This is a genomic window from Aeromonas sp. 600282 (genome assembly GCF_049175755.1).
GTDB classification, from domain to species: Bacteria; Pseudomonadota; Gammaproteobacteria; order Enterobacterales; family Aeromonadaceae; genus Aeromonas; species Aeromonas veronii_A.
This window is the reverse complement of sequence record NZ_JAAKVR010000006.1, coordinates 125,515-146,209: the sequence shown is the minus strand read 5'-3', so window position 1 is coordinate 146,209 and position 20,695 is coordinate 125,515. Positions and strand designations below refer to the sequence as shown.

21 protein-coding genes, 4 tRNA genes and 1 riboswitch are annotated in these 20,695 nt (G+C 57.5%); of the genes, 12 read left to right on the top strand and 13 right to left on the bottom strand.

Features of this window, described 5'->3' with window-relative positions; translation table 11 throughout:
- Nucleotides 1-54 precede the first annotated feature (54 nt).
- Nucleotides 55-2,310, bottom strand: coding sequence for an ATP-dependent Clp protease ATP-binding subunit ClpA (gene clpA / locus G5137_RS08355; RefSeq protein WP_421207061.1), 2,256 nt, complete (start codon nt 2,308-2,310; stop codon nt 55-57).
- A gap of 59 nt (nt 2,311-2,369) precedes the next feature.
- Nucleotides 2,370-2,687, bottom strand: a complete 318-nt coding sequence (gene clpS, locus G5137_RS08350; RefSeq protein WP_005337111.1) for an ATP-dependent Clp protease adapter ClpS — start codon at nt 2,685-2,687, stop codon at nt 2,370-2,372.
- A gap of 229 nt (nt 2,688-2,916) precedes the next feature.
- Between clpS and cspD the strand changes: the two genes are divergently transcribed.
- Nucleotides 2,917-3,135 carry a cold shock-like protein CspD gene (cspD, locus tag G5137_RS08345; protein ID WP_005300025.1) on the top strand — a complete coding sequence of 73 codons (219 nt, stop codon included), beginning with the start codon at nt 2,917-2,919 and terminating at the stop codon, nt 3,133-3,135.
- A 117-nt stretch (nt 3,136-3,252) separates the two neighbouring features.
- Here the strand turns inward: cspD and folD are convergent, their stop codons facing one another.
- Nucleotides 3,253-4,107: a bifunctional methylenetetrahydrofolate dehydrogenase/methenyltetrahydrofolate cyclohydrolase FolD gene (gene folD / locus G5137_RS08340; RefSeq protein ID WP_064338144.1), complete on the bottom strand. Its 855-nt coding sequence runs from the start codon at nt 4,105-4,107 to the stop codon at nt 3,253-3,255.
- Nucleotides 4,108-4,320: 213 nt separating this feature from the next.
- Between folD and G5137_RS08335 the strand changes: the two genes are divergently transcribed.
- From G5137_RS08335 to G5137_RS08300, 8 genes are all read left to right on the top strand, one after another.
- A tRNA-Pro gene (locus G5137_RS08335) sits at nt 4,321-4,397 on the top strand.
- A 37-nt stretch (nt 4,398-4,434) separates the two neighbouring features.
- Nucleotides 4,435-4,511, top strand: a tRNA-Arg gene (locus G5137_RS08330).
- 52 nt (nt 4,512-4,563) lie between these two features.
- A tRNA-His gene (locus G5137_RS08325) sits at nt 4,564-4,639 on the top strand.
- 314 nt (nt 4,640-4,953) lie between these two features.
- Nucleotides 4,954-5,664, top strand: coding sequence for a two-component system response regulator RstA (gene rstA / locus G5137_RS08320; protein ID WP_216950971.1), 711 nt, complete (start codon nt 4,954-4,956; stop codon nt 5,662-5,664).
- A gap of 21 nt (nt 5,665-5,685) precedes the next feature.
- Nucleotides 5,686-7,011, top strand: a complete 1,326-nt coding sequence (gene rstB / locus G5137_RS08315; RefSeq protein ID WP_421255226.1) for a two-component system sensor histidine kinase RstB — start codon at nt 5,686-5,688, stop codon at nt 7,009-7,011.
- 54 nt (nt 7,012-7,065) lie between these two features.
- Entirely contained in the window at nt 7,066-7,248 is a 183-nt protein-coding gene (locus G5137_RS08310; RefSeq protein ID WP_076494658.1) for a hypothetical protein, read from the top strand.
- A 153-nt stretch (nt 7,249-7,401) separates the two neighbouring features.
- Nucleotides 7,402-9,951, top strand: a complete 2,550-nt coding sequence (mprF, locus tag G5137_RS08305; RefSeq protein WP_421255225.1) for a bifunctional lysylphosphatidylglycerol flippase/synthetase MprF — start codon at nt 7,402-7,404, stop codon at nt 9,949-9,951.
- Between the two features lie 11 nt (nt 9,952-9,962).
- Complete coding sequence (locus G5137_RS08300) at nt 9,963-10,670, top strand: AcvB/VirJ family lysyl-phosphatidylglycerol hydrolase (protein ID WP_421255224.1); 708 nt, start codon at nt 9,963-9,965, stop codon at nt 10,668-10,670.
- Nucleotides 10,671-10,976: 306 nt separating this feature from the next.
- Here the strand turns inward: G5137_RS08300 and G5137_RS08295 are convergent.
- Nucleotides 10,977-11,064 (bottom strand) — tRNA-Ser (locus G5137_RS08295).
- A gap of 134 nt (nt 11,065-11,198) precedes the next feature.
- Nucleotides 11,199-11,654 carry a YbjN domain-containing protein gene (locus tag G5137_RS08290; RefSeq protein WP_005337119.1) on the bottom strand — a complete coding sequence of 152 codons (456 nt, stop codon included), beginning with the start codon at nt 11,652-11,654 and terminating at the stop codon, nt 11,199-11,201.
- Nucleotides 11,655-11,812: 158 nt separating this feature from the next.
- On the opposite strand from G5137_RS08290, the gene G5137_RS08285 reads away from it, so the two are divergent.
- On the top strand, nt 11,813-13,150 hold the full coding sequence (locus tag G5137_RS08285) for a flavohemoglobin expression-modulating QEGLA motif protein (RefSeq protein WP_005337120.1): 1,338 nt from the start codon (nt 11,813-11,815) through the stop codon (nt 13,148-13,150).
- 80 nt (nt 13,151-13,230) lie between these two features.
- Here G5137_RS08285 and G5137_RS08280 read toward each other — a convergent pair whose 3' ends face one another.
- Together G5137_RS08280 and G5137_RS08275 are read right to left on the bottom strand one after the other, a co-directional pair.
- A complete protein-coding gene (locus G5137_RS08280; RefSeq protein WP_005351181.1) occupies nt 13,231-13,812 on the bottom strand; it encodes a thymidine kinase in 582 nt (193 codons plus the stop codon).
- Between the two features lie 91 nt (nt 13,813-13,903).
- On the bottom strand, nt 13,904-15,484 hold the full coding sequence (locus tag G5137_RS08275) for a Na+/H+ antiporter NhaC family protein (RefSeq protein ID WP_216953394.1): 1,581 nt from the start codon (nt 15,482-15,484) through the stop codon (nt 13,904-13,906).
- Between the two features lie 88 nt (nt 15,485-15,572).
- Nucleotides 15,573-15,744, bottom strand: a riboswitch (Lysine riboswitch).
- 302 nt (nt 15,745-16,046) lie between these two features.
- Here G5137_RS08275 and G5137_RS08270 point away from each other — a divergent pair.
- Entirely contained in the window at nt 16,047-16,451 is a 405-nt protein-coding gene (locus G5137_RS08270; protein WP_279490670.1) for an H-NS family nucleoid-associated regulatory protein, read from the top strand.
- A gap of 69 nt (nt 16,452-16,520) precedes the next feature.
- On the opposite strand, the gene G5137_RS08265 is transcribed toward G5137_RS08270, so the two are convergent.
- The 5 genes from G5137_RS08265 to G5137_RS08245 all read right to left on the bottom strand — a co-directional run bounded on the left by G5137_RS08265 (nt 16,521) and on the right by G5137_RS08245 (nt 19,409).
- Nucleotides 16,521-17,096 carry a cob(I)yrinic acid a,c-diamide adenosyltransferase gene (locus tag G5137_RS08265; RefSeq protein ID WP_106844486.1) on the bottom strand — a complete coding sequence of 192 codons (576 nt, stop codon included), beginning with the start codon at nt 17,094-17,096 and terminating at the stop codon, nt 16,521-16,523.
- The gene (locus G5137_RS08260; protein WP_005337126.1) at nt 17,093-17,323 is read right to left on the bottom strand and encodes a DUF3820 family protein; all 231 of its coding nucleotides are present in this window, start codon (nt 17,321-17,323) and stop codon (nt 17,093-17,095) included. The genes G5137_RS08265 and G5137_RS08260 overlap by 4 nt, the downstream gene beginning before the upstream one ends.
- A 1-nt stretch (nt 17,324) precedes the next feature.
- Nucleotides 17,325-17,996, bottom strand: a complete 672-nt coding sequence (queE, locus tag G5137_RS08255; protein WP_421206539.1) for a 7-carboxy-7-deazaguanine synthase QueE — start codon at nt 17,994-17,996, stop codon at nt 17,325-17,327.
- A 61-nt stretch (nt 17,997-18,057) separates the two neighbouring features.
- On the bottom strand, nt 18,058-18,765 hold the full coding sequence (gene queC, locus G5137_RS08250; protein WP_005359893.1) for a 7-cyano-7-deazaguanine synthase QueC: 708 nt from the start codon (nt 18,763-18,765) through the stop codon (nt 18,058-18,060).
- A 20-nt stretch (nt 18,766-18,785) separates the two neighbouring features.
- A complete protein-coding gene (locus tag G5137_RS08245) occupies nt 18,786-19,409 on the bottom strand; it encodes a tRNA-uridine aminocarboxypropyltransferase (RefSeq protein ID WP_421206541.1) in 624 nt (207 codons plus the stop codon).
- On the opposite strand from G5137_RS08245, the gene rrtA reads away from it, so the two are divergent.
- Nucleotides 19,408-20,001 carry a rhombosortase gene (gene rrtA, locus G5137_RS08240; RefSeq protein ID WP_270657478.1) on the top strand — a complete coding sequence of 198 codons (594 nt, stop codon included), beginning with the start codon at nt 19,408-19,410 and terminating at the stop codon, nt 19,999-20,001. The genes G5137_RS08245 and rrtA overlap by 2 nt on opposite strands.
- Here rrtA and pyrF read toward each other — a convergent pair.
- Nucleotides 19,976-20,677, bottom strand: a complete 702-nt coding sequence (gene pyrF, locus G5137_RS08235; protein ID WP_042083286.1) for an orotidine-5'-phosphate decarboxylase — start codon at nt 20,675-20,677, stop codon at nt 19,976-19,978. The two genes, rrtA and pyrF, sit on opposite strands and share 26 nt — an antisense overlap.
- Nucleotides 20,678-20,695 lie beyond the last annotated feature (18 nt).

Sequence of the window (20,695 nt, the reverse complement as noted above, 5' to 3'; positions counted from 1 at the left end):
AAAAAACCCCAACCTTTCGGTTGGGGTTTTTTGTCGTTTTCTGATCACTGACGCTTAGTGGGAAACAGCTTCAACATTGACCTGAAAATCAAAGCTGAGGCTGTCATTTACCAACTCAACCTTCACAATTCCCCCGTCAACCAGTGAACCGAACAGGATCTCGTTGGCCAGGGGTTTCTTGAGGTGCTCCTGGATCACCCGCCCCATCGGTCTGGCGCCCATGGCTCTGTCATATCCCTTCTCTGCCAACCAGTGGCGGGCACGCTCGGACACCTCGAGAGAAACTCCCTTCGCATCCAGTTGAACCTGCAATTCGACAATAAACTTGTCGACCACCTGATGGATCACCGTCATATCGAGATGGTTGAACCAGATGGTGTGATCAAGCCGGTTACGAAACTCCGGACTGAAGGTCTTGTTGATCACCGCCATGGCATCGTGGCTCAAATCCTGTTGCTGGAAGCCAATCGATTTACGCTGGGTCTCCTGCACACCGGCGTTGGTAGTCATGACCAAAATCACGTTACGGAAATCCGCCTTGCGCCCGTTGTTGTCGGTCAGGGTGCCGTTGTCCATCACCTGCAACAGCAGATTGAATACGTCCGGGTGAGCTTTCTCAATTTCGTCAAGCAACACAACGGAATGAGGATGCTTGATCACCGCATCAGTCAGCAGACCACCCTGCTCAAAACCAACATAGCCGGGAGGCGCACCAATCAGACGTGAGACGGTGTGGCGCTCCATGTACTCGGACATATCAAAGCGCAGCATCTCCACCCCCAGCGCCTTGCCCAACTGCTGGGTAACCTCGGTCTTGCCCACCCCGGTCGGGCCAGCAAAGAGGAAGCAACCTACCGGGCGACGCTCGTTACCCAAACCTGAACGAGAGAGGCGAATTGCATCCGTCAGCACCTCAATGGCTTTATCCTGACCAAAGACCACCATCTTCAGATTGCGCTCCAGGTTCTTCAACACTTCTTTATCTGAAGAGGAGACTGATTTTTCCGGAATGCGGGCGATCTTGGCCACAATGGACTCAATTTCCTGCACATTGATCACTTTCTTGCGCTTGCTCGCCGGCAGCAACCGTTGACCGGCACCCGCCTCGTCGATCACGTCGATCGCCTTGTCGGGCAAGTGACGATCATTGATATACTTGGCAGAGAGCTCGGCAGCTGCACGGATCGCCTTGGCGGTATAGCGCACGCCGTGGTGAGCTTCATAGCGGCTCTTGAGCCCCATCAGGATACGGGTCGTGTCATCAATAGTCGGCTCGACAATATCGATCTTCTGGAAGCGACGGGCCAGCGCACGGTCTTTCTCGAAGATCTGGGCGTACTCCTGATAAGTGGTGGATCCCACACAGCGGAGCAAACCATTGGAGAGTAGCGGCTTGATCAGGTTGGCCGCATCCAGCTGACCACCGGATGCCGCACCGGCACCAATGATGGTATGGATCTCGTCGATAAAGAGGATGGCCCCTTCCTGACGCTCAATCTGCTTGAGCAGTACCTTGAGGCGCTTCTCGAAATCCCCACGGTATTTGGTGCCCGCCAACAGAGAACCCATATCCAGCGAATAGATGGTACTGCCCGCAATCACCTCGGGGACATCACCCTTGACGATGCGATAGGCCAGCCCTTCGGCAATGGCTGTTTTCCCCACGCCCGCTTCACCCACCAGCAACGGGTTGTTCTTGCGACGACGGCAGAGCACCTGAATCGTACGATTAAGCTCCTGATCACGACCGATGAGCGGATCGATGCGCCCTTCCAGCACCAGCTGGTTCAGGTTGGTGGCAAAGCTCTCGATCTGGGCGGCCGAAACATCATCATCAGACTCGGGATTGTTATTGCTGCCGAGATCCGGCTTGCTGTCCTTGCGCACCCCGTGGGAGAGGAAATTGACGACGTCGAGACGGCTGATCTCGGCTTTTTTCAGGAAATAGGCAGCTTGTGACTCCTGCTCACTGAAGATAGCGACCAGCACGTTGGCGCCGCTGACTTCGGTATTGCCGGAGGATTGCACATGAAAGACGGCACGCTGCAACACGCGCTGGAAGCCCAGTGTCGGCTGGGTTTCACGATCTTCATCATCGCGCGGTATGAGCGGAGTAGTTTGGGTGATGAATGCGCGGATCTCCTTGCGCATCTGCTCAATATCGGCACCACAAGAGCTCAGCGCCTCATGGGCTGAACTGTTATCCAGAAGGGCTAACAACAGGTGCTCGACGGTCATGAATTCGTGGCGCTCGTCACGGGCCAGTTTGAAAGCCTCGTTCAGCGTCTTTTCTAGATCTTTATTCAACATAGGCACCTCCCCTAGTACAGCTACAATGTGGTGTCACACTCGCCATCAAGTCATCAGATTCAAGCCTTTTCCATAGTACAGAGCAGTGGATGTTCGTTGTTACGTGCATAGGTGTTGACCTGGACAACCTTGGTTTCGGCGATCTCTGCGGTAAACATGCCGCAGACACCCTTACCACTATAATGCACACTCAGCATGACCTGAGTCGCCTTGTCCAAATCCATACCAAAGAACTTTTGCAGCACCTCCACCACAAACTCCATGGGCGTGTAGTCATCGTTGTTCAACACAACCTTATACATGGGTGGCGGCTGCAGCTTTGTTTTCTCTGCTTCTGCAATCTCTTCATTAGCAAAGAGTTCTTTCTGCTTGCTCATAATCGCGCTTTGGTACCTCTAGATTACTACCGTCTAACACAAGGTTGTCAATAGACTTGTTAACCAGATCACATCAGCTGTTAACAACTTCTTGACTCGCTCAAAAGTTAGACTAGATTGGTTACTTGCTAATCTGTGCCCGTCTGCTATGGGCCCATGTCCCTAGTTATAAAGGGCTGGCGCAGGTTACTCAACGACTTCTGGGTAATCAATAAAAGGATGTAGAAGTATGGCAACCGGCACAGTTAAGTGGTTTAACAACGCAAAAGGATTTGGGTTTATCTGTCCGGAAGGGGGCGGTGAGGATATCTTCGCTCACTACTCCACGATTCAAATGGAGGGCTACAAGACCCTGAAAGCGGGTCAAGCTGTCAATTTTGAACTGCAACAGGGGCCGAAAGGAAATCACGCCTCTGTGATTGTGCCAAACGAAGCACAAAATATGTAAATAACACCCGTTGGATAAATAAAAAACCGGTTCCTCTCTGAGCAACCGGTTTTTTATTGTCAGATTTCTGGCGAATCCTGCCTCCTCACGGGATCACAGGGTTATCACCAGCCATGATCAGTCGTGATATTCACTACAGGCGATCAGGGTATTTTCCATCAGGCTGGCGACCGTCATCGGGCCCACGCCACCGGGTACCGGGGTAATGAAGGCGGCATGGCTGCGCGCCGTCTCAAACTCTACATCCCCGACCAGCGAGCCATCAGCCAGACGGTTGATGCCCACATCGATCACCAGTGCCCCCGGTTTGATCCACTCCCCAGGAATGAAGTTGGGCTTGCCAACCGCAACAACCAACAGATCGGCACGGCGTACCTGCTCTTCCAGATCCCGCGTAAAACGATGGCAGGTCGTGGTTGTGCAGCCCGCCAGCAACAATTCGAGGGTCATGGGACGCCCCACTATGTTGGACGCTCCCACCACGACAGCATGCAGACCGTGCGTCTTCACGCCGGTGGTCTCGATCAGCGTCATGATCCCTTTCGGAGTGCAGGGGCGCAGCGCCGGAATACGTTGGGCCAGACGGCCGACGTTATACGGGTGGAATCCATCTACATCCTTGTCAGGCTGGATCCGCTCCAACACCTGAGTGGTATCAAAGTGATCCGGCAACGGCAGCTGAACCAGAATGCCATCTACGTGGCTATCCGCATTCAACTGGTCGATCAGCGCCAGCAGCTCTTCCTGACTGGCGGTTGCACTCAGATCATAGGAGCGGGAGAGAAAACCCACCTCCTCGCACGCCCGACGTTTGCTGCCGACATAAACCTGAGAGGCGGGATCCGCCCCCACCAGAATGACTGCCAGCCCTGGAGCCCGTTTCCCTGCCGCCAACCGCTGTTGGACTTGCGCCGCGACCTGGCTGCGAATCGTTTGCGCAACCTGTTTTCCATCTATGATTTTGGCAGACATCGTTCTCCACTCACCATGTGTTCAACTGCCGCGCATTGTCGCATTTTTTTAGCCGGGATGTTAGCGGCAGACGCACGCCAGACCTGTAGCGGGCAATAAGTAGGCACTTGAATTTACTGGGGGAAAAAGTCGTTGACGCTGCCCCTTACGCTTGGCTATGATGCCCGCCCGTTGCCCAGTACGACTCATGTCGATATGCTGGTCAGGGATTTTCGGTGATTAGCGCAGTCCGGTAGCGCATCTGGTTTGGGACCAGAGGGTCAAAGGTTCGAATCCTTTATCACCGACCATGTTCATCAACTTGTCGTCAAGACGTGTTGATACAAAGCGCCCTTAGCTCAGTTGGATAGAGCAACGGCCTTCTAAGCCGTGGGTCGCAGGTTCGAATCCTGCAGGGCGCGCCATTGATGTTCCCCAATCCTTCTGGATTGGCGAGCGTTGATGAAAATTTCAGTGGTGGCTGTAGCTCAGTTGGTAGAGTCCCGGATTGTGATTCCGGTTGTCGTGGGTTCGAGCCCCATCAGCCACCCCATTATTCTGTCGATAATCGTCGCAAGGTGATGTCCATCGACTTGGTGCAGTGACCTTCTGATCTGCTCCGCGAAAAACCGGCCTTGGTCGGTTTTTTTGTTTTTACGCCCGACCGCGCCTTGCCTTGTCTGCAAGGCCATCATCCTCCAGATCGATAAACGCGGCTCCGCCCATTTGTCACGATTCACGCTCCCCGTCGATACACAGCCACACTCCCCCGCACATCAGTCTGCCCGGTTCTTTTTCTGTATTTCCCAAGCGCCATTGATATGCTGATCGCTCTTCTTCTCTCCTGCTTTCCGTTGGAGCTTTTCTATGCAACGCATTCTTTTTGTCGAAGATGATCCCGAGATTGGCCAGCTCATCAGCAGTTGGCTCGGTCGCCACGATATGGACGTGATCCTCGAGCCCAGAGGGGATATGGCGCTGGCTCGGGTCGAGGCCGAACAGCCCGATCTGGTGCTGCTCGATATCATGTTGCCGGGGCAGGATGGCATGTCCCTCTGTCGGGATCTGCGGCCGCGCTTCGACGGCCCCATCGTAATGCTCACCTCGCTGGATAGCGACATGAACCAGATCCTGAGTCTGGAGCTGGGCGCCAACGACTACATCCTTAAAACCACCCCGCCCCCCGTGCTACTGGCCAGACTGAGGGTGCAGTTTCGCCAGCACCAGCAAGCATCAACCCAACCGGCAGCCACCAGCAGCGTTCCCCAGCAACTGCAATTTGGTCGGCTGCGGGTGGATGGTCCTGGACGAGATGTGCGGCTCGATGGCGAGAGCGTGGCTCTCTCGACCGCCGACTTTGATCTGCTGTGGGAGCTCGCCTGCCACGCGGGCCAAATCTTGAGTCGGGAAGCCCTTTTTCGCAGCTTGCGCGGCCGGGAGTACGACGGTCAGGATCGCTGCATGGATGTGGCCATCTCCCGCCTGCGCCGCAAACTGGGTGATAACCCCGACAACCCGACCCGGATCAAGACTGTGCGCCAGAAAGGCTACCTCTTCGTCCCCCACGCCTGGGAATAACCCTCTTTCGGGAGCACCGCCATGCGCCGTCTCTTTATCCAGTTCTATCTGTTGCTGATCGGCTGCTTCACCTTGGCCATCCTGCTGGTGGGCGTGGTCTATCAGGTGACCGCCGAACGGGCGGGTGATCGCTATCTCGAACGCATGATGCAGGGCTCTCTTGGCCTGTTGACCGGCGAGTTGGCAAGAACCCCGCCAGAGCGCTGGCCCGATCGACTGGCCGAGCAGAGCAGTCAGTCTACCCTCCCCCTCAAGATCGGCGAGCTGGTGCACCAGCCGCTGGCCAGCGAGGATCAGGCCTTTCTGGCTGCCGGCAACATTGTCATCGTCGAGGAGGATGACACCTTCCTGCAGCGCATCCCCGATACCGACCGGGTGCTGATTGTCGGCCCGGTTCCCTACCTCTCCTACCTGCACGAGCTGCACTGGGTCGATGTGGGGCTGCTGCTGGTGATCGGCCTCTCTCTCGGCCTGCCCATCCTTCTGTGGTTGCGCCCCCACTGGCGCGGATTGCAGCAGTTGGAGCAAACCGCACGTCGCGTGGGCGATGGGGATCTCTCCTGCCGAACCAATCTGCCACCGGGCAGCAGCCTGGCCCGGGTGGGACGCACCTTCGATCAAATGGCGACCCAATTGCAGGCCATGATTGCCAGCCGCAAGCAACTGACCGATGCCATCGCCCACGAGTTGCGCACCCCGCTGGTCCGGTTGCGCTATCGGCTTGCCATGCTCGATCCTGCCCCTGCCGAGCAGGAGCAGCAGGCGCTGGAGCGAGATCTGGGAGCGCTGGACGCTCTGATCGAAGAGATGCTCACCTACGCCAAGCTGGACAGGCCGGAGCTGCCGTTACAGCAGGACGAGCTGGAGCTCAGTCACTGGGCACAAGCGCATCTTGGCGACTGGCAAGCGCTGGTCCCCGAAAAGAAGCTCACCCTCGATCTGCCGCAACGCTACATGCCCTGGTGCGGCGATCAGCGTCTGCTGACCCGCGCGGTGGAGAACCTGATCGGCAATGCCCTGCGCTACGCCGAGAGCGAGGTTACCCTCTCCATCTCGCGGCTGCAGGAGAACTATCTGCTGGAGGTTAGCGATGATGGGCCGGGGATCGATCCCGCGCTGGCGCCCCAGATCTTCGAGCCGTTCGTACGCCTTGATCAGAGCCGGGATCGTCGCACCGGCGGCAGCGGGTTGGGGCTGGCCATCGTGCGCAGCATTGCCCGTCATCACGGGGGGGATGTGGCGCTGCTTGCCAGTGACCACGGCGCCCGCTTCTGCCTCACCCTGCCTGTACATTTGGATACAAACCGTCACCAACCGCTCACTGAAGGGCCGCTGCAACCGTCATAGGATGACTGTCATGGAGAACGCTCCATAACATCAACCCGAATAAGGAAATTGAACATGAAAAAGATCATTCCCCTGACCCTGGCAGCCGTCTTCGCCCTCACTTCCGGTTTCACCATGGCGGCCACTCCGACCAAGACAGCCACACCGCAGGCGACCCAGACCAAGGTGGTGAAAAAACACCATAAAACCACCCACGCCAAGACCCCTGCCGTCAAAGTCGCGCCGAAAACCAAGTGATCCAACCGGTCACTGGATAACACAGAGGGAGGCTGACGCCTCCCTTTCCATCTCTTCCCGAAATTTTCCTGACGAGCGCCTCCCTCGTCCAAACCGGATCCACGACCCGGCTCCCCCTTTGCGGGAAACGGTCAATGACCACAGGAACATGGCATGTGGCGTCATCTGCTTAAATGGCTCGGCCCCTTGTGCAGCTTGCTGCTGCTCGGCACCGCACTGACCGTGCTGTATCACCTGACTCAGGCATGGCACTGGCACGATATTCGTGTGGCCATCTGGTCCCAACCCCTGCCGCGACTGGCGGGCGCCCTGTTGCTGACCCTGCTCAGTTATGGTTGTCTCTGCAGCTATGACATGCTGGCGCTCCATGCGCTGGGCAAGCGCCTTCCCTGGCAACAGGTCAGCATCACCTCCTTTATCGCCTACACCTTCTCCAACACCCTGGGATTTGCCCTGCTGACCGGCACCTCGGTACGCTATCGGCTCTACTCAGCCCTCGGGCTGGCGACCGGTGAGGTAGCCCGAGTGGTGCTGTTCTGCTCCATCACCTTTTTCCTCGGCCTGCTGGCGTGGGGAGGTGGCGCCCTACTGACCTGCGATGTATCACAGTTGCTGCCTGACTGGCCGCAATGGGCAGATACCCTGCTCAGGCTGGCGGGCATGATGGCTCTGCTGTTGGTGGTCAGCTACCTCTGCTGGCCCACACACCGTCTCTCCTGGCGCGAACACACCCTGACCCTGCCCGGCTTCAAGTTTCGTCTGTTGCAGCTGTTGGTCGCGCTGGCCGACTGGATGGCCGCCGCCGCCGTGCTGTTCGTGCTGTTACCCGCAGATAGCGTCCCCTATCCTGTGCTGCTCAGTGCCTTCGTGCTGGCCAGCTTCCTCGGGGTGCTGGCCCACGTGCCGGGCGGGATCGGCGTGTTCGAAGCGAGCATGAGCCTGCTGCTGGCCCACTACCTGCCAACCGACAAGCTGCTCGCCTCGCTGCTGCTCTATCGCTGCATCTATTATCTGCTTCCCTTTCTCTGTGCCCTGCTGCTCTTTGCGAGTCAGGAGATGCTGCAACAAAAAGCGCGCTGGCAGCGGCTACAGGGGCTGATGAGCGCAGTACGCGAATTTCTGCCCGCCCTTATCAGCATGGGAACCTTCGCCGCCGGTAGCCTGCTGCTCTGCTCGGGGATGATCCCGACCATGCGCAGCCACATTGAAGTCTGGCTGCAGGTGCTACCGCTCCACCTGCTCGAGCTCTCCCACGTGCTCGGCAGCGTGAGCGGTATCCTCCTGATCCTGCTGGCGCGCAGCCTCTATCGCCGTCATGACGCCGCGTTTCGCATCACCCAGCTGCTGCTGGCACTGGGGATCGCCTTCTCCCTGCTCAAGGGGGGTGACTGGGAGTCAGCCCTGCTGCTTGGCAGCTTTCTGCTCATCATGACCCCCTGCCGTTCCCTCTTCTATCGCAAGGGATCGCTGCTCTATCCCCAGTACACCCCGGGCTGGCTCATCTCGGTCGGCGCCGTGCTGCTGGGGGCGCTGTGGCTGCTGCTCTTCTCCTACCGTCAGGTGGAGTATGACCACGCCCTCTGGTTCCACTTCTCGCCCCACGGCGGGGCTGCCCGCGGCCTGCGCGCCATGGGGAGCGTGGTGGCCGTGCTGGCCGTGGCCGGGGTTGCCCAACTGCTTGCACCGCTGCGCGTAGTCGGTGAAAAACCAGACAAGGAGACGCTGGCGCGCGCCCAAGAGCTGGTGGTGCGTGAAGGGGGGATCCACGGCTATCTGGCCCAGTTGCAGGACAAGTCCCTGCTGTTCCACCCCGCCGGCGACGCCTTCCTGATGTATGGCATCGAGGGCAACAGCTGGATTGTGATGGGGGATCCGGTCGGCCACCCCGATCAGATCGAAGAGCTGCTCTGGCAATTTCGCGAGCGGTGCGACGAGCACGACGCCAACCCGGTCTTTTATCAGGTCTCGGCCCGCTATCTTCCGCTCTATCTGGAGCTCGGGCTGATCCCCTTCAAGCTCGGTGAAGAGGCGATGGTCGATCTGGCCACCTTCGATCTGGCGGGCAGCCGCCTGCGCGGCCTGCGCCAGAGCCACGCCAAAGGCAAACGGGAAGGGTTGACCTTCGAGGTGGTCGAGGCCAGTGCCGTGGCCCCACTGCTGCCCAGATTGCAGACCGTCTCCGATACCTGGCTGCTGAGCAAGATGGGCAAGGAGAAGGGCTTCTCGGTCGGCCGCTTCGAGCCTGACTACCTGACCTTGAGCCCGGCTGCGCTGGTGTGGCACGAGGGGCAGATCGTCGGCTTTGCCAACCTCTGGGTGAGCGATAACAAGGAGATGCTCTCCATCGATCTGATGCGCTACAGCCTGGATACCGGCACCGCCCCCATCATGGATTTTCTCTTTGTCGAACTGCTGCTGTGGGGCAAGGCGCAAGGGTACGCCAGCTTCAATCTGGGGATGGCCCCCATGTCCGGCTTCAACGATCACCCGCTCAACAGCTACTGGGCACGCCTTGGCAATACCCTGTTTGTGCGTGGTAGCCGTTTTTACAACTTTCAGGGGCTCAGACGCTACAAGGAGAAATTTTCGCCCCGCTGGGAACCCCGCTACCTGCTCTGCAGCAGCAAGCTGGTACTGCCCAGAACCCTGACTCACCTGATCACCCTGATTAGCCGCGGCCCGCTGGGGCTGATCAAGAAATAGGAGCATGGCCAATGAGAGCCCTGATATTGCTGTTACTCAGTCTCGTACTGCCCGTTTCGTCGTTTGCGGCGCACGCCGCCCCGGTCAAGGATGACCTGAGCCTGATTGAGCTGCCGGTCAAGCAGCCATCCGACGCCCCCATGGTGATCTTTCTCAGCGGTGATGGTGGCTGGGCGGCCCTCGACAAGGGGTTGAGCGCCCAGTTTCAGCTGCACGGCATGCCGATCGTGGGCTGGAGCTCCCTCACCTACTACTGGCAGAAGAAAACCCCGGAGCAGGTGACCGCCGATCTGGAGCGGATCCTCGATGATTACCAGACTCGCTGGCAGCGCCCCCGCTGGCTGCTGGTCGGCTTCTCGTTCGGTGCCGAGATTGTCCCCTTCGTCATCAACCGGTTGCCGGAGCACTATCGTCAGGAACTGGTCGGGGCCGTGATGCTCTCCCCCTCCACCAGCTCGGATTTCGAGATCCACGTCAGCGATATGCTGACCCACAAGACACGTAGCTACCCGACCGAACCGCAGGTGAAGACCATCCGCGATCTACCGATGCTCTGCCTGCAAGGTGCCGATGACGATGACGACGACCGCCTCTGCCCCCGTCTCAACCAGCCCAACGTCACCACCGTCACCCTGTCGGGAGGACACCATTTTGACGATAACTACCCCCAGCTCTATCAGGCCATCACCACGCATCTGAACCTGTCCCTGGATCCGTAGTCTGTGGAGCATTAACCGGTATCATCACGGAATGCCTTTTAAGTACCGAGCAGGGCAAATCAGCGAACAATGAAAAGGGCCTCTCTTGCGAGAGGCCCTTGTACTGAATCGGGTGGAAACTTTAAAAGGATCGACCAATGGCTTGGCCGTGGCGTCAAAGTCACCGAGGCATTTCACTGCGATTGCCCAAGCGGTTCAGCCTGATGCGCCATCAAGAACGAAGATTCGCATTCCTATGCCAGCAACCACGCTGGGGATTGCGCCATAAAACGAAAGCCCTGATGTTTCCATCAGGGCTTTGCAATTTGGCGGTGAGGGAGGGATTCGAACCCTCGATACGTTGCCGTATACACACTTTCCAGGCGTGCTCCTTCAGCCACTCGGACACCTCACCAAATTTTGGTCTGTGGTTTAACGTGTTCAGCCAACACTGTGTTCGCTACGCTGTTGCGCTGGAACGGGGCGTAATTTAGGGGAAAGCCCCGCCCGCGTCAACGGCTTTTTTCACCTGGCGAACCGTTCGAACACTTAATGCACAGATTCCGGTGCGACCTGGATTTCCGGCAGGTTGAGGAAGCCGGAACGTTCGCATTCAGCAACCAGTTCGTGGGTAGCGGCGATAGTGCTTTGCACGAACAGCAGGAACTGCTCGACGCTGAGTCCGGCCTTGGTAAAGACGGTGTGGCCGACCACCAGCCGCGGCAGGTTGTCATCGATGATATCGAGGAACACCTTGAGGGAGGGGTACTGCATATTGAGTCGGCCCAGTTCGGCAACCAGCGGCAGCATTGCGGAGGGGCGCACTTCCAGCTCGGAGGAGAACAGCAGGCCTTCCTCTTCCACGAAGATCCGGCTCTCCTGAATACCATCGACCGACTGCAAAGAGACAATGTGGATACCGTGACACTGGTCGCAGACATAGTGCTCGATACGAGCCTGTTGCAACCAACGCATTATCATTTCGGAGCTGGGGATATTCATCATTTCCACGACAAGATTGGGATCAAGGGGCGCAGTCTAAACCAATTTGCTATCAACAAAAAGCACGCCAACCCGATAACCCTGCGGCTCGCTTCTTTTTGGCAAGCGCTATGCATATACTCAGCCAAATCCACGATGACGCTTGCCCCACAGGGGGCCCCATGACTATCCAAGAAAAGTATCGCCTTCATCTGAAATCACTCTCGGATGAGCTGCTCACCCTGCAAAAACCCATCCGCATTCTGGATGCCATCAAATGGCCACGCCATCTGCAGGATCGCTTTCTGGCAAGCGGTGGCAGGGAGCTGCCCGCTATCGACAGGCACTTCTATGATGCCCTCCCCCTCGGCTTCGATCCGCGCAACAAGTATCTGGAGCTCAAGGAGCTGCGGGACCGGATCCGCAGAAAACTGGGGCCACAGGACGATCTAGGGCGGATCCTGCAAGAGACGGTCGATCAGTACATGGTGGTGATCGAGATGCTGCGCCAGCGCGGCCAACCCGATTTTCAGCGTTACAGCCAGCTGCTTTATGGCTCTGCCAGCGATCACCTGCGCGGGGATCGCAAGACTCTCAAGGAGCTGGGCGCCCGCCTGTGCGATATCTTCTCCCTGCCCGGCGCTCGCCATCTGGTGCGCCCCTACCCCAAGGAGTTCGAAGGAGAGGCCGCGGTCGCCAAACTGCAGGGCAAGCTGTCGAGCTACTTCAGTGACGGCACTGTGCAGGTGAAGCTGAGCGATGGGATTGTCTCCGATGCAGCTGCCGGTGGCGACTACATCAAGCTCAACTCCCACGCCCGTTTCTCCGAGCTGGACTTGCAGGTGCTGGAGGTACATGAGGGCTGGGTCCATGTCGGCACCACCCTCAACGGTCGCCAGCAGCCCTATGCCACTTGGCTGAGCGCCGGTTCACCGCGGATCACCGCCTGTCAGGAGGGGCTGGCTGTCCTGATAGAGACCCTCACCTTCAGCTCCTTTCCGGATCGGGCCAAGCGTATCTCCGATCGGGTGATGGCCATCGACATGGCCGAGCGCGGCGCCGATTTTATCGAGGTGTTTCAGCACTTCGTACAGCAGGGCACCAGCGAGCACGACGCCTACAAGATCACCCAGCGGGTCTTTCGTGGCGGCATGGTGGGCGGCGGAGCCTGCTTTACCAAGGATCTCTCTTACGTGCGTGGCTATGTGGAGACGGTCAACTTCATCCGCAGCGCCGTACTGGAAGGGGTGCCCGAAATCCTGCCGATGCTGTTTGTCGGCAAGGTGACACTGGATGACATTCCGGTGCTCTATCAGCACTATCTGGAGGGGCTGATTGCCGCACCCCGCTATTTGCCGCCGATGTTTCGCGATCTCACCGGCCTCTATGTCTGGTTCGGTTTTGCCTCCGGCATGTCGCTAGTGGATATCGGTCGGGTACAGCACCATTTTCGCCAGCTGTTTCAACGCCTGCCGGTGGCCGACCCCATCATTGCGCCGGTGGATATCGAGATCGACTGAACCACAGCGATAGAAGTTGGGGAAAATAAAAAGGGCGCCAGATTGGCGCCCTGCTCAACGATTCAAATATCGCAGCCGAATTACTTGTAAGCCCGACCTTCGAGATAGTGTTTGCGACAGAGCGACACATAGCGATCGTTGCCACCGATCTCCACCTGTTCGCCATCACGCATCACCTGCCCCGCTTCATTGACCCGGGAGTTCATGTGAGCCTTGTTGCCACACCAACAGATGCTCTTCAGCTCTTCAAACTTGTCGGCCAGACAGAGCAGATGGTAGGAGCCCGGGAACAGCTCGCCGCGAAAATCGGTCTTGAGGCCATAGGCCATCACCGGAATATCCTGCTCATCGACGATGCGGGCTAACTGGTAGACCTGCTCACGGGTCAGGAACTGGGCCTCGTCCACGATGAAAACATCGATATGTTTCTTCGCATGGCGCGCTTTCACCATTTCAAACAGATCACAGCTGTCGCTGAACACGTCCACCTTCAGTTCAAGGCCTACTCGGGCACTGATCACCCCGACCCCGAAACGGTCATCGATGGCTGGCGTCATCGCCAGAGGATGCATGCCCCGCTCCAGATAGTTGAAGTGCGCCTGAATGAGCTGGGTGGATTTGCCTGAATTCATGGTGGCAAATTTGTAGTGCAGTGAAGCCATGATACTGTTCCGAAACTGAATTTATGGGGCGCATGCTAACCAAAGCCCCTGACAAAACCAAGGGGCCCGCGGGCCCCTTGCTCTATAAATGTTACGCGGTGGCCAGCACTGGCCGCGCTTTGGCCTTTTTCAGGTGATAGCCGGTAAAGAGCACGAACCAGAGGGCACTGACACTGAAACCGGCCAGGCTGGAGTGCATCAAGCCCATCGCCAGGTAACCGATGGCCGCACCGAAGGCGATGGCCAGTGCATAGGGCAGCTGGGTCATCACGTGATCGATGTGATGGCAACCGGCACCGGTAGCAGAGAGGATACTGGTGCTGGAGATGGGTGAGCTGTGATCCCCGAACACCGAGCCAGCCAGTACCGCCGCCAGCATCGGCAGCATCAGGCTGATGTCGCTGGCGGCGGCCATGTCACCGGCCAGCGGCAGCATGATGCCGAAGGTACCCCAACTGGTGCCGGTAGCAAACGCCATGGCACAGGAGAGGATAAAGACCACAGCAGGCAGCACTTCGATCGGCAGGTTGCCGTTAGCCAGCGAAGCCAGATACTTGCCGGTCTCAACGTCACGCACCACGGCACCTATGGTCCAGGCAAACAGCAGGATGTTGATGGCTGGCAGCATGGCCATGACGCCCTGCGGCGCGGCCTTGATCCAGTTCTTGGCACCCAGCTTCAGGCGCATCGCCAGACCGATGGAGACCACCAGACTGCACAGGGCACCGTAGACCAGCGAAGAGCCGACGTTGGTGTTTTCGAACGAGCCGAGCACGCTAAACGGCAGCCCTTTCTCGCTCAGCACCGCAGCACCGGAATCAATCATGAAATAGATGGTGGCGGCGGTCAGGGTCAGGATCGGCAGTACCATGTCGATCATGCCGCCGTTGCTCTCTTCCGGGCTCTCCATATCCAGACCGATGGGGCGGCCCTTGGACTCATCCCACAGCTTGCCTTCCAGCGCCCACGATTCGTGTTGACGCATCGGGCCGATATCCAGCTGACAGGCGATCACCACCAACACCATGATCAGGGTGAAGACGGCGTAGAGGTTCATCGGGATCATCTCGACAAACGCCGCGATGGGGCTCTGCTCGGTCAGACCGTGGGCCGCCATGATGCCGCCAACCAGGGCGATGATATAAGCCCCCCAGGAGGAGATGGGCATCAGCACGCAGACCGGCGCCGCGGTGGAGTCCAGCAGATAGGCCAATTTGGCACGGGAGATCTGGAAGCGGTCGGTCACCGGACGGCAGATAGCCCCCACCGACAGGCTGTGGAAGAAGTCATCGATAAAGAAGGCAAACACCATCATGCCAGTCAGCGCTTTGGCGCCCTTGCGGGTCTTGGCACGACGCTCGGCCCACTCGGCAAAGGCACGGGTCGCCCCGGAGACGCTCATCAGGCTGATGAGGCCACCCAGCAGCAGCATAAACAGGATCATGTTGACGTTGTCACGATTGAGCGCGCCATCGACCCAGAAGATCTTGAGCACGGTATTCAACATGTAATGCAGGGATTCGAGGGGTGAAAACTGATTGAGCAGCAAACTGCCGGTGACGATGCCCACACCAAGGGACAGCAGCACGCGGCGGGTCATGATCGCCAGCGCGACAGCCAACAGGGGGGGAAGAACGGACCAACCGGAGTCGGCGAAATGACTAATGTCCATGATCTCTTTGCACCTAAAGATTACAGGTGGAGATCTACCGAGAGGATCTAAAGAAACAAAACCTATGGGGAGGTCATACTCCTCAGCCCCTTCAGGTAGCGCTCCATAGTGGATGACTATGGCAGTCCTGCACCTATTAGATGCAGAACCAGCAGCCCGGTATGATGGCCTGGCCACTTCGGCGCTGACTCCTTTCCTTGTGCATCACAGGCATCACCCTCCGCACAAATACTCATAGGCAGCGCGCCTCTACTTAAAGGTATTCGCCGCACATTTTATCGAGATGGCAGCTTATAGCAAGTTTTTTGATTAAATAATCATAATAAACAAATCAAGGTCGGAAAATGGTAGTCAAATGATGCAACAACGCCAACTTTGACGCTATTTTCACCTACTGCAGCTTCATTGGCATCCAATCACCAAGCCTATTGCAGGCCATATTAAATATCTGTATTGATGTTCCCCACGGATATAATATTTAACCCGGCTTGACTTATTTAAATCACCAAGCAAGAATCAGCTGGAACATAATATTTTTCTCTGACTCGACGTGGTAACTCCTATGAATGAATTTTTAAAGGTACTGCTTAATATCCGCAGTCTGCGTGCGACCTGCCGCGAGCTTTCTCTGGAACAACTGGAAGAGGCACTGGAAAAACTCTCTACTATCGTTGCTGAACGTCAGCAAGATGAAGCTGCCGAGCGTCAGGCCCGTGAAGAGCATCTGCGGAAAATTAACGAATATAGCGAAATGCTGAAAGCCGCCGGTATTGACCCGGCAGAATTGGTAAGCGCTGTCGCTACCAACCCCGGCAAATCAGAAAAAGGCAAGCGGGCGCCACGTCCGGCCAAATATCGCTATCAGGATAATGGCGTAGAGAAAACCTGGACCGGCCAGGGCCGTATGCCTTCGGTCATTGCCAGCGCAGTGGCAGCAGGCAAATCACTGGAAGACTTTGCTATCTGATCTCAATCTCGTTGCTAATAAAAAACCTCGCCAAGGCGAGGTTTTTTATTGCCGCTTAAACGTGAAATATCAGATAGCTGATTGCGGGCGATCTGCTGCCTTGACCCACAGCACTTCACGCTCCCCTGCCACGCAGATGAGATAGCGGGCAACGGTAAAGAACCAGTCACTCATCCGGTTCAGATAGGGCAGCACCTCGGGATTGACCCGCTCTTCCCGGCTCAATGTCAGCAGCAAGCGCTCGCAATGACGCACCAGAGTGCGCACCACATGCGCTTGCGCCGCAGCACGGGAACCACCGGGCAATATAAATTGGCGCAGCGGTGGCAATGGCTCACTATAACGATCTATCTGCTGTTCAAGGCGAGTTGTCCAAGCGGCATTAACCTGCCAAATCGATTCATTCTGGGCGTCGCTGGAGAATGCCAACTCGCCCCCCAGATCAAACAACTCCTGTTGCAACAGCTGTAAATCAGCCAATAAGCCGACCTCTTGCGATGGGACGTCACAAATCAACAAACCAATATGGGAGTTGAGCTCATCGATATAACCGTAGGTCTCGACCCGCAAATGATCCTTGGGCAATGGGATACCATCGGCCAGCCGGGTCATGCCCTTGTCGCCCTGCCTCGTATATATTCTCATACCGACATCCTGTTAATAATGGGAATAATCATGGACTCGAGTCCATTGAGTTTGATTTCGTAAGCCAACGCTAGCGTCTGGCCCAATTTACCCGCCGGAAAACCGCTGCGCGCCATCCACACCAGATAGGGCTCGGGAATATCGATGATACGTCGACCCTGATATTTACCGTAAGGCATCTTGTTGGTCAGGGTCAGCAGTACCTGTTCGTCGGATAGCCAATCCATATTAATCGATATCCAGATATTTATGAGTCTGGATTGAGAGTCGCCAGTTACGCGCGATACAGGTATCCATCGCCAATTGGGTGGCCCGTGGTTTCTGGCTGATCGGCTGCAAGGCAATGACCACGTCCGGGCGCAGGGTAGCGGTAGCGAGCAGCGCATCCAGCTCTTCAATATGGTGCTCGGTGGCCACCGGATGCTTGATCTCGTTGGCCCGCTCCAGCGCCGAGACCAGCACAGGCAGCCCCCCTTTCATACCGATCTTGGGGGAGACGGTTACCCAAGTCTGCTCATGAGTCTTGATCTCGCTGGTGCCACTGGTTTCAATCTGCACCTGATAACCCGCCGCCAGTAATGCTGACGAGAGTTCGTGCAGATCGTAGAGGCAGGGTTCCCCACCGGTGATCACCACATGGCGTGCCTGATAACCCAGATCGCCAAAGCTCTTGATAATCTGCGCGGTGCTGAGTTGGCTCCAGCAATCGGATTCGTTGGAACCATCCAGTACCGCCGCCTTACCCACTTCACGAGCCGGATCAACAACCCAGGTATGACGGGTATCGCACCAGGGGCAGCCCACCGGGCAACCCTGCAGGCGAACAAAGATGGCGGGCAGGCCGGTAAAGATGCCCTCCCCCTGGATGGTCTGGAAAATCTCGTTGATTGGGTAGTGCATCTCGATCACGGCTTGTTGCAAAAGTCGCGGATTATACCCCAAGCCACGGCAAGACGCAGGCTCACTCTGCGCTTTTCTCGCCCAGCCCGGTTTTCTCAAACAGTCTGGCCATGATACCCGCCTTGTCGGCCAGATAGTTGTTCAGACCGCGACTGCGCAGTTCACACGCAGGACACGTGCCGCAACCGTCACCGGCAATGCCGTTGTAGCAGGTCAGGGTCTGCTGGCGCACCGTGTCGAGGTGACCATAGTGATCCGCCAGTGCCCAGGTTTCGGCCTTGTCGAGCCACATCAAGGGAGTTTCAAAACGGATGCCGCGATCCAGCCCCAGCGACACCGCCTGATTGAGGGCCTTGACAAACTCGTCACGGCAATCGGGATAGCCGGAGAAGTCGGTCTCGCAGACACCGGTGATCACCGCTTCGGCGCCCACCTGATAGGCATAGATGGAAGCCAGGGTCAGGAACAGGATATTGCGACCCGGCACGAAGGTGTTGGGTAGGCCATTATCCTGCAGCTCGCAGCTGACCGGGATGTCGTCACGGGTCAGGGCAGAGACCGCCAGCTCATTGAGCAGCGTCACATCCATCACCTTGTGGGCGGCGATCCCCAGAGCACTGCCCAGACGACGCGCGGTGTCGATCTCTTCCCGATGGCGCTGGCCATAGTCGAAGGTGATGGCGTGCACTTCATCATACCGGGCCAATGCCTGTACCAGACAGGTGGTGCTGTCCTGACCGCCACTGAAAACCACGACTGCTTTTTTCATCTTGATAACTCCTTGAATTGTCACGCGCGGCGGCCTTCGGCAAAGTCCTGCCACTGGGTATTCAACCGGTTAAACAGGGTCAGCAAGGGCGCATAGTGCTCCGGCCTCCCCTCCCACCGGGACAAGAGGTGATAGCCCGCCTCTATGGTAGAGAGGGCATCGGGAAAGGGTTTCTTTCGAATGGCATATTGACCGGCAATGGCACCAATGCCGATGCGGGGCAAGCGGGCCAGTGCCGGGTTGCTCTGCAACATGCGATAGGCTTTGCGCCAGGTGCCGTCAAGCAAGATAAAGGCGACGGATGCGGAGCCAGAGGATTCACTCTCCCACTGTTGGCGAAGATCGGTCAGCGAAATGGCATCCTCATCCGGCCAGAGCAAATAATAACGACGGGATTGGTCAGCCAGCAGCACATTGAGCCACTCATCGCGGGAAAAGTCCTCCCCCACATGGATCTCGCACTGTTGCAAAGAGGCCGCCAGCAGCGCGGCAGTCCCCTTGGGATGTGCCACCTCGTTGGGGTGCTGCAAGATGTAGAGGGGCGTGTGATTGTCAACCGGCACAATATAATCGCACAGGCAGGCTTTGAGGGCTCGGGTGCAACGTGTACAGTATCGACTGTTCTTGTCGTTGGACTGTTTCATGTTGTCAGACAAATCTGGATTGCTCTGGGTTATCACGCTCTCTCTCACCAGCTTGCTACTCTTCTTTACCGTTCCCAATCTTCAGCTCTCCTTCGATCGGCCCTTGATCGCCGGGGGCGAAGGGTGGCGGATCATAACAGGCAATCTGGCTCATACCAATCTGTGGCACCTGCTGCTCAATCTGGGCGGCCTCGCCATCCTCTATAGCCTGTTTCGCGACTATCTGGGTGGGGCTCACCTGCCGCTGCTGATGTTGCTGCTCTGGTTGGCAGTGGGCTTGGGGATCTGGTGGTGGTGCCCGCAGACCCAATGGTACATGGGGCTATCCGGCTCGCTGCATGGCCTGTTTGTCTGGGGGGCAATGCAGGATATTCGCCACGGACGCCGCACATCGGGCTGGCTACTGTTGGCAGGGATGGGACTCAAGCTGGCGATGGACTTCTACAACGCAGGAGAGAGCCCGATATCCACCCTGATCAATGCCAGGGTACACATCGGCTCTCATCTTATCGGGGCCGGTGCAGGCCTGTTGCTCGGCCTGCACCGCGTATCACTGAGTGAGCCTGTTACGCACCAGCCAGCTCGGCATTGATGCTGGCCAGCATGGCGGCCGGATCGGCAGCCTGCGTAATGGGGCGACCGATAACCAGATAATCGGACCCCGCCTCGACCGCCGCTTTCGGTGTCATCACCCGGCGCTGATCCCCGGCCGCTGAACCGGTCGGGCGAATACCCGGGGTCACCAGCTTGAAATCTTCGCCCAGCAAGGCTTTAAGCTCATGGGCCTCGTTGGCAGAGCAGACAACCCCATCCAAGCCGGATGTCTTGGTCAAGGTAGCCAGCCGGATCACCTGCTCGGCAGGGCTCACATCCAGACCAAGAGGGATCATGTCGGACTGCTCCATGCTGGTCAGTACGGTCACCCCGATCAACAATGGCGCCTTGTCGCCATAAGGCAGCAGCGCCTCTTTGGCGGCACGCATCATCCGCTCACCACCACTGGCATGCACGTTGACCATCCAGACACCGAGCTCGGCACTGGCTGCCACGGCTTTGGCAACGGTATTGGGAATATCGTGAAACTTCAGATCCAGAAAGACATCAAATCCCTTGGCCACCAGCTGGCGTACAAATTGCGGGCCAAACAGGGTAAACATCTCCTTGCCTACCTTGAGACGGCACTGGGCCGGAGAGATACGTTCAACGAACGCTAAGGCATCTGCCTCGTGCTGATAATCCAGCGCTACCAGTACTTTGGGATCTTGCATCTCACATCCTATTGCTTG